At 72.7% G+C, this 15,743-nt stretch carries 19 protein-coding genes; 12 read left to right on the top strand and 7 right to left on the bottom strand.

Features of this window, described 5'->3' with window-relative positions; all coding sequences use genetic code 11:
* Positions 1-127 precede the first annotated feature (127 nt).
* From BLW14_RS02520 to BLW14_RS02480, 9 genes are all read left to right on the top strand, one after another.
* Positions 128-1,507, top strand: a complete 1,380-nt coding sequence (locus tag BLW14_RS02520) for a wax ester/triacylglycerol synthase family O-acyltransferase (protein ID WP_093703853.1) — start codon at positions 128-130, stop codon at positions 1,505-1,507.
* Positions 1,508-1,624: 117 nt separating this feature from the next.
* Entirely contained in the window at positions 1,625-2,608 is a 984-nt protein-coding gene (locus BLW14_RS02515) for an aldo/keto reductase (protein ID WP_093710626.1), read from the top strand.
* A gap of 1 nt (position 2,609) precedes the next feature.
* Positions 2,610-2,921, top strand: a complete 312-nt coding sequence (locus tag BLW14_RS02510) for an L-rhamnose mutarotase (RefSeq protein WP_093703851.1) — start codon at positions 2,610-2,612, stop codon at positions 2,919-2,921.
* 1 nt (position 2,922) lies between these two features.
* On the top strand, positions 2,923-3,780 hold the full coding sequence (locus BLW14_RS02505) for an amidohydrolase family protein (RefSeq protein ID WP_093703849.1): 858 nt from the start codon (positions 2,923-2,925) through the stop codon (positions 3,778-3,780).
* Between the two features lie 33 nt (positions 3,781-3,813).
* Positions 3,814-4,674: an Fpg/Nei family DNA glycosylase gene (locus BLW14_RS02500; RefSeq protein WP_093703847.1), complete on the top strand. Its 861-nt coding sequence runs from the start codon at positions 3,814-3,816 to the stop codon at positions 4,672-4,674.
* A 39-nt stretch (positions 4,675-4,713) separates the two neighbouring features.
* Positions 4,714-5,466: a LytR/AlgR family response regulator transcription factor gene (locus tag BLW14_RS02495; RefSeq protein ID WP_093703845.1), complete on the top strand. Its 753-nt coding sequence runs from the start codon at positions 4,714-4,716 to the stop codon at positions 5,464-5,466.
* 64 nt (positions 5,467-5,530) lie between these two features.
* Positions 5,531-5,893, top strand: coding sequence for a hypothetical protein (locus BLW14_RS02490; protein ID WP_051093502.1), 363 nt, complete (start codon positions 5,531-5,533; stop codon positions 5,891-5,893).
* On the top strand, positions 5,890-7,371 hold the full coding sequence (locus tag BLW14_RS02485; RefSeq protein WP_093703842.1) for a sodium/solute symporter: 1,482 nt from the start codon (positions 5,890-5,892) through the stop codon (positions 7,369-7,371). Before BLW14_RS02490 ends, BLW14_RS02485 begins: the two co-directional genes overlap by 4 nt.
* A complete protein-coding gene (locus BLW14_RS02480) occupies positions 7,368-8,558 on the top strand; it encodes a sensor histidine kinase (RefSeq protein ID WP_093703840.1) in 1,191 nt (396 codons plus the stop codon). The genes BLW14_RS02485 and BLW14_RS02480 overlap by 4 nt, the downstream gene beginning before the upstream one ends.
* A 6-nt stretch (positions 8,559-8,564) precedes the next feature.
* Here the strand turns inward: BLW14_RS02480 and BLW14_RS02475 are convergent, their stop codons facing one another.
* Positions 8,565-9,056, bottom strand: a complete 492-nt coding sequence (locus BLW14_RS02475; RefSeq protein WP_093703838.1) for a hypothetical protein — start codon at positions 9,054-9,056, stop codon at positions 8,565-8,567.
* 128 nt (positions 9,057-9,184) lie between these two features.
* Here BLW14_RS02475 and BLW14_RS02470 point away from each other — a divergent pair, with 128 nt between their 5' ends.
* The gene (locus BLW14_RS02470; RefSeq protein ID WP_093703836.1) at positions 9,185-9,382 is read left to right on the top strand and encodes a zf-HC2 domain-containing protein; all 198 of its coding nucleotides are present in this window, start codon (positions 9,185-9,187) and stop codon (positions 9,380-9,382) included.
* Here BLW14_RS02470 and BLW14_RS02465 read toward each other — a convergent pair.
* Positions 9,316-9,885, bottom strand: coding sequence for a sigma-70 family RNA polymerase sigma factor (locus tag BLW14_RS02465; protein WP_093703834.1), 570 nt, complete (start codon positions 9,883-9,885; stop codon positions 9,316-9,318). The two genes, BLW14_RS02470 and BLW14_RS02465, sit on opposite strands and share 67 nt — an antisense overlap.
* 166 nt (positions 9,886-10,051) lie before the next feature.
* Positions 10,052-10,513 (bottom strand): universal stress protein, encoded by a 462-nt coding sequence (locus BLW14_RS02460; protein WP_026243150.1) that lies wholly within the window; start codon positions 10,511-10,513, stop codon positions 10,052-10,054.
* Between the two features lie 163 nt (positions 10,514-10,676).
* Here BLW14_RS02460 and BLW14_RS02455 point away from each other — a divergent pair, with 163 nt between their 5' ends.
* On the top strand, positions 10,677-11,507 hold the full coding sequence (locus BLW14_RS02455) for a polysaccharide deacetylase family protein (protein ID WP_093703832.1): 831 nt from the start codon (positions 10,677-10,679) through the stop codon (positions 11,505-11,507).
* An 8-nt stretch (positions 11,508-11,515) separates the two neighbouring features.
* Here BLW14_RS02455 and BLW14_RS02450 read toward each other — a convergent pair whose 3' ends face one another.
* On the bottom strand, positions 11,516-12,175 hold the full coding sequence (locus tag BLW14_RS02450; protein ID WP_093703830.1) for a class F sortase: 660 nt from the start codon (positions 12,173-12,175) through the stop codon (positions 11,516-11,518).
* A 313-nt stretch (positions 12,176-12,488) separates the two neighbouring features.
* Here BLW14_RS02450 and BLW14_RS02445 point away from each other — a divergent pair, with 313 nt between their 5' ends.
* Positions 12,489-13,145 carry a hypothetical protein gene (locus BLW14_RS02445; protein ID WP_093703828.1) on the top strand — a complete coding sequence of 219 codons (657 nt, stop codon included), beginning with the start codon at positions 12,489-12,491 and terminating at the stop codon, positions 13,143-13,145.
* Positions 13,146-13,240: 95 nt separating this feature from the next.
* On the opposite strand, the gene BLW14_RS02440 is transcribed toward BLW14_RS02445, so the two are convergent.
* The 3 genes from BLW14_RS02440 to BLW14_RS34205 all read right to left on the bottom strand — a co-directional run bounded on the left by BLW14_RS02440 (position 13,241) and on the right by BLW14_RS34205 (position 15,273).
* Complete coding sequence (locus BLW14_RS02440; RefSeq protein WP_093703826.1) at positions 13,241-13,795, bottom strand: hypothetical protein; 555 nt, start codon at positions 13,793-13,795, stop codon at positions 13,241-13,243.
* 164 nt (positions 13,796-13,959) lie between these two features.
* Positions 13,960-14,727, bottom strand: a complete 768-nt coding sequence (locus BLW14_RS02435; protein ID WP_093703825.1) for a bestrophin-like domain — start codon at positions 14,725-14,727, stop codon at positions 13,960-13,962.
* 15 nt (positions 14,728-14,742) lie between these two features.
* Entirely contained in the window at positions 14,743-15,273 is a 531-nt protein-coding gene (locus BLW14_RS34205; RefSeq protein WP_143051990.1) for a hypothetical protein, read from the bottom strand.
* Positions 15,274-15,743 lie beyond the last annotated feature (470 nt).

The raw sequence follows: 15,743 nt of genomic DNA, 5'->3' as shown, positions 1-15,743 counted from the left end.
CGGACGGAGGAGGGGTTGAGCAACTGGAATGTAACTGAACGTAACGTGTTTGCACTTGACCGTGATGGACCGCCGGAGATTGACTTCGGCGTGGTCGGTCTCCCGTCTTCGACGACATGAGGACCCGTTGGGCACTGAGCTACTGGCACCCCTCGATCTCGCCTTCTGGCACCTCGAGTCCGCTGCCCACCCCATGCACCTCGGCGCGCTCGCCGTCTTCGCGCCGCCGCCCGCCGCGGACCCCGGTCCCGACGCGCTCCTCGAACTCCTCGGCGCCCGCGCCGCCGCGATTCCCCGGCTGCGCATGCGGGTTCGCGACGTCCTGCTGCCCGTCGGCGGCGCGGCCTGGTCCACCGACCCGGACTTCGACGTCCACCACCACGTCCGCCGCGTGCGGCTGCCCGCCGAGGAGACCGCGCCCGGCGGGCCCGGCTTCATGGGGGCCGCGACCCGGCTGGCCGGCGAGCTGATGGAGCGGCCGCTGCGGCGGGGCCTGCCGCCCTGGGAGATGTACCTCATCGACGGACCCGCCGACGGCCCTTTCGCCGTGCTCGTCAAGCTCCACCACGCGCTGGCCGACGGGATGCGGGCGGTCGCCATCGGGGCCGGGATCTTCGACCAGATCGCCCCCGCGACCGCCCGCCCCCGCCCCGCCGTGCGCCCGCTTCCGGTGCCGGCCCGGTCCTGGATGCCCGGCCCCCGCCAGGTCGCCGGACTCGCCCTCGGACGGATCGAGGACCTGGGCCGCGCCTTCGGTGTCGGCGCCTCGCTCGTACGGGCCGGCCGCCTCGACCTCCGTGGCGCACCGGTGCTCAGGGCCGGCTCCAGCGGGACCCGGCGGCTGGCCACGGCCGACCTCGACCTCGACGCCGTGCGCCGCGTCCGCCGCGCGACCGGCGGCACCGGCAACGACGTGCTGCTCGCCGTCGTGGCGGGCGCGCTGCGCCGCTGGATGCTGGAGCGCGGCGAGACCCCGCCGGGCCACGACCCGCGCGCCCTCGTCCCGGTCTCCCGGCGGCGGCCGGGCGGTGCGGCGGCCGCCACCGGGAACCGGCTGTCCGCGTACCTCCTGGGCCTCCCCGTCTCGGAGCCGGACCCCCGTGAGCGGCTGCGTCTGGTGCGCGAGGCGATGGACCGGAACAAGGCGGCCGGTCCGCTGCGGGGAGCGGGGGCGGTCGCCGTGCTGGCCGACCAGCTGCCCTCGCTGGCCCACCGTTTCGGCGCTCCGCTGGCCGGGAACGCGGCCCGGATGCTCTTCGACGTCCTGGTCACCAGCGTGCCCCTGCCGCGCTCGCGGCTCTCGCTGGCCGGCTGCCCGCTGAGCGCCCTCTACCCGATGGCGCCGCTGGCCCGGGGACAGTCCATGGCCGTCGCGCTGACCACGTACGGCTCGCGCGTGCACATCGGCCTGGTCGGCGACGGCAAGGCGCTGCCGGATCTGGAGGGGCTGGCACGGTGCGCCGACGAGGAGCTGGAAGCGCTTCTCGCAGAGGTGATCAAGGCATAGATCGGACAGGTATCCCCCTGATCGCTGTAATTGGCGGCAACAAGGGTGTTGACGCGCTCAAGTGACCCGATGAATATTCGCTGTGTGGCAGCGATCATCGGGGAGGGCGGCGACAGCATGCGGCGCAGCAGGCTCGGCGGCAGCACGGTGGAGATCACCGCACTCTCCTTCGGCGCGGCCGCCATCGGCAACCTCTTCAGCGAGGTGGAACCGGAGCGGGCCGCCGCGGCCGTCGACGCCGCCTGGGACGCGGGCATCCGCTACTTCGACACCGCGCCCCACTACGGACTCGGCCTCTCCGAACGCCGCCTCGGTGAGGCCCTGCGCCGACGCCCCCGCGACGCCTACACGCTCTCCACCAAGGTCGGCCGCGTCCTCGACCCGCTGCCCCCCTCGGAGACCGCCGCCTCCCACGGGCCGTCCGAGGGCTTCGTCGTACGCGCCACGCACCGCCGCCGCTGGGACTTCAGCGCCGCCGGCGTCCGCCGCAGCATCGAGGACAGCCTCGACCGCCTCGGCCTCGACCGTGTCGACGTCGCCTACCTCCACGACCCCGACGACCACGCCGAGGCCGCCTTCCGCGAGGCGTACCCGGAACTGGAGAAGCTGCGCTCCGAAGGAATCGTCGGGGCGATCGGCGCCGGCATGAACCAGACCGCGATGCTCACCCGCTTCGTACGCGACACGGACGTCGACGTCGTCCTGTGCGCCGGCCGCTTCACCCTCCTCGACCAGGCCGCCCTCACCGACCTGCTGCCCGCCGCCGCCGCGCACGGCCGGAGCGTCGTCGTCGGCGGGGTCTTCAACTCGGGCCTCCTCGCGGATCCCCGCCCCGGCGCCACCTACGACTACGCCACGGCCCCGCTGAACCTCCTGGACCGGGCCCTGCACCTGAAGGGCGTCACCGAGGCCCACGGCGTACCGCTGCGCGCCGCCGCCCTGCACTACCCGCTCACCCACCCGGCCGTCGCCGGGGTGCTCGTCGGCACGCGTTCCCCGGACGAGGTGCGGGACGCCGCCGCACAGCTGGACCGGGAGATCCCCGACGCCCTCTGGGACGACCTGCGCGACCAGGGCCTGCTGCCCGGGAACGGACACTGACATGCGTATCGCCCTTCATACGAAGGTCCGTACCGACCGCGTCGCGGAGTACGAGGCCGCGCACCGCGAGGTCCCGCCGGAGCTGACCGACGCGATCCGGGCGGCCGGCGCCGGCTCCTGGACGATCTGGCGCAGCGGCACCGACCTGTTCCACCTCATCGAGTGCGACGACTACGCGCGCCTCCTGGCGGAGCTGGAGCAGCTGCCCGTCAACGTCGCCTGGCAGACCCGGATGGACGGCCTCCTCGACGTCGCGCACGACTACTCCGCCGAGGGCGCCGAAGCCGGGCTCCCCGTCGTCTGGGAGCTGTGAGATGACCCCCGGGCCCCGCATCGTGGACGCCCACCACCATGTGTGGGACCTCTCGGTACGGGACCAGGACTGGATCACCGGCGAGGCGCTGGCCCCCCTGCGCCGCGACTTCACCCTCGCCGACCTGGAGCCCGAGGCCCGCCCGGCCGGGGTGAGCGCCACCGTGCTGGTCCAGACCGTCACCGTGGCCGAGGAGACCCCCGAGTTCCTGGCGCTCGCCGAGAGCAGCGACCTGGTCGCCGGCGTCGTCGGCTGGAGCGACCTCACCGCCCCGGACATCGCCGACACCCTGGCCGCCCTGCGCGAACTCCCCGGCGGCGACCGGCTCGTCGGCCTGCGCCACCAGGTCCAGGGCGAACCGGACCCGGAGTGGCTGCTGCGGCCCGACGTGCTGCGCGGCCTGGCCGCCGCGGCCGACGCCGGGCTCGTCTACGACCTGGTGGTCCTCCCGCACCAGCTGCCCGCCGCCGCCCGGGCCGCCGCCGCGCTCCCCGGCCTCGTGTTCGTGCTCGACCACGCGGGCAAACCACCGGTCGCGACCGGGCGCATCCACCCCTGGGCCGGCGACCTGCGGGCCCTCGCAGCCCTGCCCAACACCGTCTGCAAGCTCTCCGGACTCGTCACCGAAGCGGACTGGCGCACCTGGGGCACCGACGACCTGCGCCCCTACGCCGAGACCGTCATCGACGCCTTCGGACCCGGCCGGCTCATGTTCGGATCCGACTGGCCGGTGTGCCGGCTCGCCGCCACGTACACCGAGGTCCTGGACACCGCCCGCGCCCTGATCCAGGACCTGGGCGAGGAGGAGCGCGCGGCCGTGCTCGCCACCACCGCCGAACGCGTGTACGGCCTTCGGTAGGCGTCCCGGGCGGGGCTGCGGCAGGCTGGGAGCATGCCCGAACTGCCGGAAGTCGAAGCCCTGCGGCTCTTCCTCGACGACCACCTCGTCGGCAAGGAGATCGACCGCGTCCTGCCCGTCGCCATCAGCGTCCTCAAGACGTACGACCCGCCGCTCACCGCCCTGCACGGCGGCACGGTCACCGACGTACGGCGGCACGGCAAGTTCCTCGACATCGGCGTCGGCCCGCTCCACCTCGTCACCCACCTCGCCCGGGCCGGCTGGCTCCGCTGGAACGACGCCTTCCCGGCGGCCCCGCCGCGCCCCGGCAAGGGCCCGCTCGCCCTGCGTACCGTCCTCACCGGCGGCGACGGCTTCGACCTGACGGAGGCCGGCACCACCAAGCGCCTCGCCGTCCACCTCGTGCGCGACCCGGCCGAGGTGCCCGGGATCGCCCGCCTGGGGCCCGACCCGCTCGGCCCGGAGTTCGACCGGGACGCGTTCGCCGCGCTGCTCGACGGGGAACGCCGCCAGATCAAGGGCGCCCTGCGCGACCAGTCGCTCATCGCCGGCATCGGCAACGCCTACAGCGACGAGATCCTGCACGTCGCGAAGATGTCGCCGTTCAAGCTCACCGCGAACCTCACCGACGACGAGGTCACCCGGCTCCACGAGGCCATGCGCGCCACCCTGGAGGACGCCGTGGCCCGTTCGGGCGGTGTCGAGGCGGGCCGGCTGAAGGCCGAGAAGAAGAGCGCGATGCGCGTGCACGGACGTACCGGAAAGGCGTGCCCGGTCTGCGGGGACACCATCCGCGAGGTCTCCTTCAGCGACTCCTCGCTCCAGTACTGCCCGACCTGCCAGACCGGCGGCAAACCCCTCGCCGACCGCCGCCTGTCCAGGCTGCTCAAGTAGGGGCGCCATCCGGGGAACCAGGCCCTACACTCCGGCCTCATGCTCCGCGTACTCGCCGTCGACGACGAAGAACCCGCACTGGAGGAACTCCTCTACCTCCTGCGCGCCGACCCCCGCATCCGCAGCGCGGAGGGAGCCACCGGGGCCACCGAGGCGCTGCGCCGCATCGGCGGCGCCGTCGACGCCGGGCCCGACGACCCGTCCGCCATCGACGTCGTCTTCCTCGACATCCACATGGCGGGCCTGACCGGCCTCGATGTCGCCCAGCTCCTCGCCGGCTTCGCCGCGCCCCCGCTCATCGTCTTCGTCACCGCCCACGAGGGCTTCGCCGTGCACGCCTTCGACCTCAAGGCCGTCGACTACGTCCTCAAGCCGGTCCGCCGCGAACGCCTGGCCGAGGCCGTCCGCCGCGTCGCCGAGCAGGTCGGGGACCGCTCCGCCCCCGTCCACGACACCGCATACGACCAGATCCCCGTCGAACTGGGCGGCGTCATCCGCTTCATCCCGATCGACGACATCACCTACGCCGAGGCCCAGGGCGACTACGCCCGGCTGCACACCGCCGCCGGCAGCCACCTCGTCCGCGTCCCCCTGACCACCCTGGAGGAGCGCTGGCGCACCCGGGGCTTCGTCCGCATCCACCGCCGCCACCTCGTGGCGCTCGGCCGGATCGACGAACTGCGCCTGGACGCGGGCAGCATGAGCGTGCGCATCGGCACCGCGGAACTCGCCGTCAGCCGCCGCCACACCCGCGCGCTGCGCGATCTGCTGATGCGCGGGACCGGCCGCTGACCAGCGGCTACCGGGCCCGAAACCCCTTCCCAGCAGGGCAGGACGCCGCCTACACTCCGGCCCCATGTCCGCAGAGCCCACACCCCGGCGCGAAGTGGTGACGGGGGAGCCCCGACGGGTGCGCCCGCTGCCGCGCTACCGCACCCAGTCGGAGATCGACGAGCAGACCGCGCTCGGCGGCGCCTACGTCCGCTCGCTGATGCGCGGACAGCTGCGGGCCGGGCTGACCGCCTTCGCGGTCCTCGCCGCCGTCGTGGGCACCCTGCCCCTCGTCTTCGAGGCCCTGCACAGCTCCGCCGTCGTCTGGGCCGTCCTCGGCTTCGCCGCGTACCCGCCGCTCACCCTGCTCGCCTGGTGGTACGTGCGCCGCGCCGAGCGCAACGAGCGCGACTTCGCCCGGCTCGTGGAAGGCCGCCCCGCCCCGTGAGCCGCACGTACGCGGTGACGGCCGTCGCCGTGGTCGTCCTGGCGACCGTCCTCGTCGGCGGATTCGGCCTGCGGATATCCCGCACCACCTCCGACTTCTACGTGGCCTCCCGCACCGTGCGCCCCCGGCTCAACGCGGCCGCGATCAGCGGCGAATACCTCTCCGCCGCCTCCTTCCTCGGCATCGCCGGACTGGTCCTCGTCCACGGCCCCGACATGCTCTGGTACCCGGTCGGCTACACCGCCGGCTATCTCGTCCTGCTGGTCTTCGTCGCCGCACCCCTGCGCCGCTCGGGGGCCTACACCCTGCCCGACTTCGCCGAAGGGCGCCTGGAGTCCCGGCAGGTGCGCCGGCTTGTCAGCGTCCTCGTCGTCGGCGCGGGCTGGCTCTACCTCGTGCCCCAGCTCCAGGGCGCCGGACTCACCCTCAAGATCCTCACCGGGGCGCCCGGCTGGCTCGGCGACGTGCTGGTCGCGTCCGTCGTCGTACTCGCCGTCGCCGCCGGCGGCATGCGCTCGATCACCTTCGTACAGGTCTTCCAGTACTGGCTGAAGCTGACCGCGCTCCTCGTCCCCGCGATCTTCCTGGTACTGGCCTGGCAGGGTGACGGATCGCCCCGCATCACCTTCGACGAGCACCTCTCCGCCTTCCGCGCCGACCATCCGCTGTACGCCACCTACGGCCTCATCATCGCCACCTTCCTCGGCACGATGGGCCTGCCGCACGTCGTCGTCCGCTTCTACACCAGCCCCAACGGCCGCGACGCCCGCCGCACCACCGTCGCCGTCCTCGCCCTCATCGGCGTCTTCTACCTCCTGCCGCCCGTCTACGGCGCGCTGGGCCGCCTGTACGCCCCCGAGCTGATCCACGGCGGCGACGCGGACGCCGCGGTGCTCCTGCTGCCCGGCCGGGTCATCGGCGGCCTAGGCGGCGACCTGCTCGGGGCGCTCGTCGCGGGCGGCGCGTTCGCCGCGTTCCTCTCCACCGCCTCCGGGCTGACCATGGCCGTCGCCGGGGTCATCACCCAGGACGTGCTGCCCTCGCGCGGCGTGCGCCACTTCCGGCTGGCCACCGTCCTCGCCATCTCCGTGCCGCTGGCCGGCTCGCTGATGGTCAGCCGAGTCCCCGTCGCCGACTCCGTGGGCATGGCCTTCGCCGTCTCCGCCTCCTCGTTCTGCCCGTTGCTCGTCCTCGGCATCTGGTGGCGCAGGCTCACCCCGCCCGGCGCGGTGGCCGGCCTGCTGCTCGGCGGCGGCTCCGCGCTGCTGTCCGTCGCCATCACGGTCAGCGGCGCGGTACGCCCGCCCGGCTGGCCGCACGCCCTGCTCGCCTGGCCCGCCGTCTGGTCCGTGCCCGTCGGCTTCCTCGCCATGATCCTGGTCTCGCTCGCGACCCAGAGCCGGATACCCCCCGGCACCAACGCCGCCATGACCCGCTTCCACCTGCCCGAAGCGCTCACCACCGGGAGGCACCGGTGACCGGGGCCGGATACGCCGTCATCGTCGTGCTCGCCCTGCTGCTGTTCGGCGGCGGGCTCCTGCTAGGCCGCCGCACCGCCCGGCCGCTGCGCACCAGCGACGTCGGTACGCCCGTCGAACACGCCACCTTCGAGACCCTGCACACCGCGTCCCTGGCCGCGCCCCCGCTGCGCGCCGGGCTCACCGAGGACAGCGCCCGCAGGTCCGCCCGCCGGCTGCGTTCGCTGCTGGGCACCGAGGCGCTGTGCCTCACCGACCGCGACGGGGTCCTGGTCTGGGACGGCGAGGGCGACCACCACGGCCGGCACGTCATGGAGCAGGTCGCGGGCGTCCTGGAGACCGGCCGGGACACCGCCTTCCGCAGCGACTGCGACGACCTGGACTGCCCGCTGAAGTGGGCCGTCGCCGTGCCCCTCACCGTCGACCACCGCGTCCTCGGCACCCTCGTCGCCTACGCCCCGCGCGAATCGGCCGTCCTGGCCCGCGCGGCGGGCGAAGTCGCCCGCTGGGTCTGCGTCCAGCTGGAACTGGCCGAACTAGACCGCTCCCGCACCCAGCTCATCGAGGCCGAGATCAGGGCCCTGCGCGCCCAGATCTCCCCGCACTTCATCTTCAACTCACTGGCCGCCATCGCCTCCTTCGTCCGCACCGACCCGGAGCAGGCCCGCGAACTGCTCCTGGAGTTCGCCGACTTCACCCGCTACTCGTTCCGCAGCCACGGCGACTTCACCACCCTCGCCGACGAACTGCACTCCATCGACCAGTACCTCGCCCTGGTCCGCGCCCGCTTCGGCGAACGGCTCTCCGTCACCCTCCAGGTCGCCCCCGAGGTGCTGCCGGTCGCCCTCCCCTTCCTCTGCCTCCAGCCGCTCGTCGAGAACGCCGTCAAACACGGCCTCGAAGGCGCCGTCACCTCCAGCCGCATCACCATCAGCGCCCTGGACGCCGGCTCCGAGGCCGAGGTCGTCATCGAGGACGACGGCACCGGCATGGACCCCCAGCGGCTGCGCCACATCCTGCGCGGCGAGGGAGGCAGATCCACCGGCATCGGCCTGCTCAATGTCGACGAACGGCTCCGCCAGGTGTACGGGGACGAGTACGGACTCGTCATCGAGACGGGCATCGGCGCCGGGATGCGGATCACCGTACGGCTGCCGAAGTACCGCGCCGGAGTGCACGGTTCCTGAGAGGCTTCAGTACAGGTGCACCGCGAGGTGCCCCAGTGGGAGCCCCAACTGCCAGGCGGGAGTCCACACCTGGGACTCCTCCTCCACGCCCTCCACCGGCTCCCAGGGCAGCGGGCCGATGGCCTCCAGATCGGCCGCCAGCAGCTCGGTCTCCTCCAGCCACCGCCAGGCCGCCCGGGCCAGCGCAAGGTCCGAGTCCGTGCAGCCCCGCACGGGGGAGCGCAGCCGCTCGCACACCCAGCGGCGCCACTGCGGCCCGTACGCGGTGAGCAGCCGCAGCTCGTCCACTCGCGCGGCCGGCAGCGCCCCGGCCACCGCACCGTCCAGCAGGAAGATGGTCAGTGCCAGCGCGTCCCGGCCCGCCCGGTACTCCAGCGTCGCCGGCTCCATCAGGTCACCGGTGCGCAGCAACTCGTCGGCGAGGTACTCCGCGTACATCCAGGCCATCGGGACCGGCAGCTCGGCCCCGCCGGACCCCTCGTGATGTTCCGGAGGCATCCCGTATCGCCTCATTTCTCGTTCCCGTGGGCCGCACGGCCCACGCAGCATTGAACCGGGGGAGCGCGCCCCGCGTGGCCAGAAGTGCAGGATCCGCCGGACCGATCCGTCACAGACATGAGGTTGCGATGACCGCCGACCCCGGGGAGGGACCGCATGTACGGCAACTGCTGGGCGCCTACGTCCTGGACGCGCTGACCCCCGGCGAGGCCCGCACGGTCGCCCGCCACCTGCGCGGCTGCGACCGGTGCACCGCCGACTACGCGGCGACCGCGGAGGCGGTGGAACTGCTGGCGCTGCTGCGGGAGGACGACCTGTCGGAGTAACCGGGCAGCCGGCGCGAGAGCAGCCGCAGCGCGTAGTACGAACGCGACTTCACCGTGCCCGCGGGTATCCCGAGCACCTCCGCGGTCTCGCCGACGCTCAGCCCGCGGAAGTAGATCTGGACCAGCACCGACCGGTGCTCCGGGCTCAGGGCGCGCACCGCCTCGCGCACATCGAGCGCCGCGACGGCCGACTCCGCGGTGTCCGGCCCGGCCGGGGCACACTCCAGGACCACGTCGCTGACCTCGGCGGGCCGGGCCAGCCGCGAGCGCCGGGCATCGATCGCGAGCCGCCGGGCCACGGTGAACAGCCATGGACGCATGGAGTCGTACGGGCCGTCGAACGCCTCGGGGTGCTGCCACGCCCGCACCAGCGTCTCCTGGAGCAGGTCCTCGGCCCGCTGCCGGTCGCCGAAGGTCAGGCCGAGCAGGAAGTGGAACAGGGCGGCACCGTGCTCGCGCTGGAGCTCCGTGAGGGCCCGCTCATCGGTCGTCGTCGTGGTCATGGTGAACGCCCTTCCCGCCAAGTTCCCGTCGCCTCGCTGCCGACCTGGCGTATACGAGCGCATTCAGGCCACGAGGAACAGGACAAACACCGCCCCGTGCGACGAGCGGTCGCTCAGAGCGGCGAATGGTGCGGCGAACGGTCGGGCGGCACCCCGAGCGGGTGCGTTACGGCACCACGGTGACCGGCCAGCGGCCCGCCTTCACGAGGCGGACGGCCACCGAGCCGATGAAGCGGTGCCCGGCGGACTCCGAGGCGCCCACGACGACGGCGTCCGCCTTGAGCTCGTCGGCGGCGGTCACCAGACCGTTGTACGGATCACCGCGGAAGGTGTGGAACTCCCAGCGCACATCCCATATGTCCTTCATCCGGGCCGTGGACGCCCGGATCTCCTCGACCAGTCCCTCGGCCACCTCGGCGGTCGCGTCGCCGACCGGGGCGCCGAGCGCCGCGCCGGCCGCCAGTACCGGCTGCACGTACACGAGGGCCAGCATGGCCCGCTGGCGACGGGCGAGCCCGGCGGCGTAGGCCGCGGCGCGCATCGAGGACTCGGAACCGTCGAGGCCCGCGACGATCACCTTCGGTCCGTCTGTGCCACGTTCGAACTGATGGGAGTGCTGATCTGTCACGGCAGTGAGGTTATCGGCTCGCCCGGCGGCCCCCGGCCCGGCCTCCCGGGAGCCGCGCACCACCCACCACGTGCGCGGACGCGTTCCCGCCATCCGGGTGCAAAACCCCCGGTGCGCGGTGTCGCAGGGACGGGCGGCCGGGCGGACATGCGAGCAGTGGGGGATGAAGAGTGATCACAGGCTGCCCCTGCGCAGAACGGTCCTGCGGCTGGCCACCGGCCTGGGCGCCGCCACTGCCGTGGGTCTCGTCGTCGCGGACCCGGGAACATCCCCGGCCCGCCGCCCGGCGGGGGCGGCCGGATCGCAGGCCGCCGCCCTCCGGACACGGCCGCTCGCCTATAGGCTGCGGCCCATGACGGGACACACGCCGCCCCGCTACCGCCCCGCGGCGCCGCCGGTCCGCACCCGGCCGTTCGAGCAGCTGACCGACATCGGGCACGCCATGGTGCTGACCTTCGACGACGGCCCCGATCCGCTCTACACCCCGCACATCCTGGACACCCTGCGCAAGCACGACGTACGGGCGATGTTCTTCCTCTGCGGGGAGATGGCGAACGACAACCGCGACCTCGTACGCCGCATCGCCGACGAGGGGCATACCGTGGGCAACCACACGTGGACGCACCCCCTGGTCACCAAGCTCTCCAGGGCCGGGGTCATCGAAGAGCTCGGCCGCACCAGCGACGTCATCGAGGAGATCACCGGCGCGGCGCCGCTCTGGTACCGGGCGCCCTACGGGGCGTGGAACCGCAACTCCTTCGAGATCGGTGCCGCCATGGGCATGGAGCCGATGGCCTGGACCGTGGACACCCTCGACTGGACCGTCCCGGGGACCGACACCATCGTCCGCCGGGTCAGGCGGGGGGCGGGCCCCGGAGTGGTGGTGCTCTCGCACGACGCGGGCGGCAACCGCTCGCAGAGCGTGGCGGCGCTGCGCCGGTATCTGCCGCAACTGCTGGACGACGGATACCGGCTCACGGTGCCGCGGCGCTGACCCCCGCGTCAGCGGGTGTCCACCAGGCGGGCGAAGACCACCACGTTGCCGTCGTAGCCGTTGGCCTTGGTGTAGCCGCCGCCGCACGTGATGACCCGCAGTTCCGGCTGACCGGTGTCGCCGTACACCCGGGCGCCGGGGAAGTCGTTCTTGGCGAAGACCTCGACGCCGTACACCTCGAAGACCGCGACCCGGTCGTCGCTGCGGTCGATCTCGACGTGGTCGCCCTTCTTCAGCGAGCCCAGTCCGTAGAACACCGCCGGACCCGCCTTGTTGTCGACGTGGCCGACGATGACGGAGGTGCCGGCCTGGCCGGGGGCGATGCCGTTCTGGTACCAGCCGGCCAGGTTCGGGTCCTCCGGTGGCGGGGTCTCGATCCAGCCGTCCGGGTCCAGGTTCACGTCGATGACCGGGGCGTCGACCTGGATGGACGGGATCGCCACGCGGCTGACGGGTGCGTACGGGAGCGGCTTGACGGCCGGGCCCGCCGCCGGGGCCGCGGGGGCGTTCTTCAGGTGGCCCACCGAGGCGGCCGCGACCGGCTGCGGCGGGCCGGGGGAGAGGTCGGCACCGTTGCGCATCAGTGCCAGACCGGTGAGCATCGCCAGGGCGAGCGCGCCCCAGGGCGAGTGTCTGATCCGTTCCGGTCGCCAGTTGTCCCGGCCCATGGTTCTCCCTTCGTCGCGACGAGCAGAACGGTAGGCGCGGCGCCACCGGGCGGCGATCAGAGAAGGGCGAACGGGTGGCGGCGGGCCACCCGGATGCTTATCGGAGTAGCGGGCGGATAAAACTTCTGACCTTCTGTGACCTGCGGCTCCGTCAGTTCCGAGGCCCTTCGCGCGGCGTGTCGGATCACCGGTCCGGAGCAGTGCCGAAATGCGGTGGATCAAGGTTCTGGTGAGGGTTCGTCATGGGAGGCGTTCTCGTCGATCCATCCCGGCGCACAGAGCCCCGGGGCGCTTCCCGGTGGAGGTTCGAACGATGCGTGCTACACGCGCTCTCGTTGTCGCCGCGGCCGCCGTCGCCGCCCTCGGGGTCGGCGCCCCGATGGCTGCCGCCGGCGGAGACGTCGGGAACAACCAGAACAACAACCAGAACAACAACCAGAACAACAACCAGAACAACGGCAACAACCAGAACGACTGGAACGACCAGGACGGCTGGAACAACGGCAACAACAACGGGAACGGCAACAACAACGGCAACGGGAACAACAACGGCAACGGAAACGGGCGCAACAACGGCCCGAACAACGTGACCGTCGACCCGGAGCGCGTGCACCAGGGCGCTGCCATGCAGGTCAGTGCCGAGGGCTGCGGCCGGGGCGGCAGCGTCTCGTCCAACGCCTTCCGTACCACCCGGCTCTCGGCCGGCCGGGTCGGCCACGCCCGGGTCCGCATCTTCAACGACGCGACACCCGGCACGTACAACCTGACGGTCCGCTGCGACGGCACCGACCGGACGGCCGGCCACCGCTTCACCGTGCTCGACAGCCGCGGCGCCCAGGGCGGGCTCGGCGGTTCGATGGCCGCCACACCGGCGGAGATGGGTGTCGGCGCGGGTCTCGTCGCGTCGGCGGCCCTCGGCGGAGGCATGTACGTCATGCGCCGCCGGAGGACGGGTCATGGGGCGGCCTGACCGTAAGGACGCCCCCGCCGGACCGATATCCGAAGTCGCCCCGAGTCCTGAGACAGGACCCGGGGCGACTCTCGTTGCCCATCCGCTCGTACCGGTCAGTGCGAACGGCTCTCCCTGCGGCGGCGCACGAAGAACACGACACCGGCACCGGCGGCCACGGCGAGCGTGGTGCCCGCCACGATCTCACCGGAGTTCACGCTGTCGATGCTTCCGCCGAGACCGCCCTGCACCCCGGCGGGCGAGGCCGGGGCGGCGCCGGTGCTCGTCGAGCTGGTGGTGGGCGTGCCCGTGGCCGCGCTGATGGTGAGATTCACCTTGGCCGTGGAGCTGGGCGAGGTGTTGCAGATGAACGTCACCTCGTAGGCGGCGCCCGGCTTGGCGTCCCAGTCGACGGTGGCCTGGCTGCTGCCGTTCACCGGGATGGTGACGGTGTCGAACACCCCTGAGGACGCCGTGGCCGTCGTCGAGCAACCCCGGGCCGCCAGGGTGACCTTGCCCCCGGGCGCGACCACCGACGGCGTCACGGTGTACCCGTTCCCGCCGCCCGACGGACCGCCGGCGGTCGCGGCGTAAGCCGTCACGGCCGGGGCGGTCAGGGCGAGTGCTGCGGCGCCGAGCAGAGCGACGGGGGCGACACGTATTGCGCGCATGGTGAATCCTCCGGGTCCCCGAGGAGCAGCTGCGGAACGGATTTCCACAAAGCGTCATAAATGCACCTCGAATGGGGCCCACGCTAGAAGTGGTGCATTTCGGCCGCGATCGGGGTCCGGCGAATGGGGCACCCCTGTCCCCCGGGCGGCGGACGGGGTGTTTGCTACCCGCCCGCGGCCCCAGGGAACAGCTCCAGGAAGGGAGCGGCGGTGGCCGAGAAGCCCCGCCCGAACGGTGAGTCGAAGTCCCAGATCAGGAAGAGGAGGAAGGCGATCAGCACACTGAAGAGCCCGGCCAGCAAAAGTTCCCGGAACGTCCGGCGGATCTGGAGGGTGAAGATCAGCCCCACGGTGACCAGGGCGCCGATGATCAGCCCGAACCACACCACCCCGGGCATGGTCGCGCCGGCGCTCTGCCCCCGCGCGCTGCGGGCGTCGTCGGCGGCCGCCACCTGGTCGACCAGTGGCTGGTACGCCTGCCCCTCGTGGTCCGTCCTCGGCCGGTAGTCCGTCACATCGGCCCGGACCTTGTCCAGAAGCTCGGCCCCGTGGTCGCCGAGCGCCCCGTGCTCGGTCATGGTCCGCCACTCGTCGTGCACCACGTAGCTCACGTACGCGTCGACGTCGGCCCGGATGCGGGTGCGTACCTCCTGCGGGTAGACGGAGGAGCGCGCGCTCACCTCGTGCAGGGCCTGGGCCTCCTGGCGTACGTACTCCTGCGCGGCGCTCCGGCCCTCCCAGACACCCGCGATGGCGAGGCCCAGCACGATGGCGTAGATCACGCCGATCATCATCGTCATGTACTCGATGACGTCGGGGGTTTCGGACGGGTCGTCGTCCTCCGGGAGTCTGCGGTTGCTGAGGACGGCGATGGTCAGGACGACGGCCGTGGCCGCCACCATGGCGAGAGTGAGAACGAGCCATTCCGACATGAGCGTCTCCGGGTTTCAGCGGGAACGGGGCCGCAGCACGGCGACGGCGAACACCGCGGGCGCGGTGACCACCAAGGTGAGCGAGACCAACGAGGTGTGGCGCTCCGGTGTTTTGCGCACCGGTCTGCGGTAGGCGGGGAGCGCGATGGGGGCGACGGAAGGCGAAGGGCGTACGGACGGAGAGGGCTTCGGCACCGGCTTCGGCGCGAGGGCGGGTGGCGGAGGAGGAGGCGGCGGAGGCGGGGGTGCCGGCTCGGGTTCGGGTGCCGGAGGGAGCGGCGGGGGCGGTGGCGGGGGTGGTGCCGGTTTCGGGGGAGGGGGCGGCGGCGGTGGCGGCGGCTTCGGTTTCGGCGGGGGCGTCGGGGTGGGCTCCGGCACCGGCCCGGCGAAGCAGCTGCCGTCGCCGCTCACGGCCACGGCCGTCCCGCCGTCGTCGTCCCCGATGGACGCGTATGCGCAGCTGTCGGCGCTCGCGGGGGTGGGCGCGGTCAGCAGCCAGGTGAGTGCGAGCGCCGCGGCCAGCCGCCAGAAGAGTGATCCGTACACGACGGGGAGCATGTTCCGGGCCGCGCGGAGGCACGCCGGGCGCCGTGGTGATTCGCCTGATGGAGGGGACCTGGGGTGCGGAGGGTTTGGAGAGGCGATGAAAAGGAACGGGCCGGTGCCGGGTCTCTGTCTTCGGGAATGGCCGATTGTCGACCCCCTCTGCCGAGAATGGCGGCCAAGGCGCCGACACCGGATCCGCGGATTCCACGGCGGGAACGGCGTCGGGGTCAGGGGTGACGGCCTGCCGGAGCCGCGGCCGCCCGTACCCTTCCCGGCGCATCCGCCCAGCGGACGCCAACGGCCAAGGCTCCCGCGGCACATGACGCCGGCGTCCGTGGGCGCTGAGTCCGGCAGTGCGCCAAAGTAGTCCGGGAGTGAACTATTTGATGCCTTCCGTTCGCCGAATGTGACGGGCAGCGACGAGGCGGTTGCACATGCCATGCGAGTGTGACCAATAACGGACGGCTAAT

The sequence above is a fragment of the Streptomyces sp. 2131.1 genome, assembly GCF_900105515.1.
GTDB classification, from domain to species: Bacteria; Actinomycetota; Actinomycetes; order Streptomycetales; family Streptomycetaceae; genus Streptomyces; species Streptomyces drozdowiczii.
Note: the sequence above shows the minus strand (reverse complement) of the source record. Positions and strands in the feature narration are given on the sequence as shown.